Origin of the sequence: Burkholderia sp. KCJ3K979, assembly GCF_016759955.1 — a bacterium.
Lineage (GTDB): Bacteria > Pseudomonadota > Gammaproteobacteria > Burkholderiales > Burkholderiaceae > Burkholderia > Burkholderia orbicola.
Genome location: NZ_JACFYV010000438.1, coordinates 1 through 947, shown reverse-complemented (window position 1 = coordinate 947; position 947 = coordinate 1). Strand labels below are relative to the sequence as shown.

At 68.3% G+C, this 947-nt stretch carries 1 protein-coding gene; it reads right to left on the bottom strand.

Going from position 1 to position 947, the window contains the following annotated elements:
- Positions 1-130: 130 nt before the first annotated feature.
- On the bottom strand, positions 131-947 hold an 817-nt coding region (locus tag H3O04_RS35470), incomplete at its 5' end, for a type II secretion system F family protein (protein ID WP_202589527.1).

Genomic DNA, 947 nt, shown 5'->3' with positions numbered 1-947 from the left:
GTGCTGCTGCTTGCCGCGCTCGCGATCGTTCGCATCGTGCTCGTGCAGCGTGCCGAGCGCGGCAAGCAGCAGCACGCCGACCGATCCGAGCACCAGCGCAAGCGCGCCTAAACGGTTTGCATCCATCCATTCACCTCAGCCGCGCGAGCCGGAACAGCCAGAAACCGCCGATCGCCTGCAGCGCGAACGCCAGGTAAACCAGCTGACGTCCGGCATCGTCGTTCCACATCGCCGTGAAATAGCGCGGGCTCGTGGCAATGACGAAGCTGCCGACCGCGATCGGCAACAGTGCCAGCACCCATGCGGACAGCCGGGTCTCGGCCGACATCGCGGACAGTTCGCGCTCCGCTTGCTCGAGATCGCGCATGAAGGTCGACATCCGGTCGAGCATCACGTCCGCCCGTCCGCCATAGCGCACCGACAGACGCAGCACCGCGCCGACCAGTTCGAATTCGCGAATACGGTACGTGTGCGCGATGTGCAGCATCGCGCGATCGATGTCGACGCCGGAGCGCAGCATTCGCGACACGTCGTCGAGGCAGCGGCGCAGCGGCATTTCGGCCGTCTGAAGCGCCGACTGGAACGCCGCCGGCACGCTGTTCCCGAGCGTCACGAGCCGTACGATCCCGTCGAGAAACGACGGCAACTGACGGACGATCTTCAGGCGGCGCCGGCTGATGCGTGACGTGATCCACAGCACGACCAACACACTGCCCGCGACGAGCGCGGCCGCCGCGGCGAGCACGCCGCCGGCCATGCCGGCCCACAGCGCGAGCAGCACGACGATCGCCAGCGACAGCACGAGGCCGGCGCGGACTTCATCGAGGCCCGCACGGTCGGACAGCACGGTCCATGCGTTGAACGCCGACGCACGCCAGCGCGCGAACCCTTGTTCGGGCTCCTGCGGGTTCGCCGTACCGGCCGCCGGGGCGCGCGCGGTGCGTGTA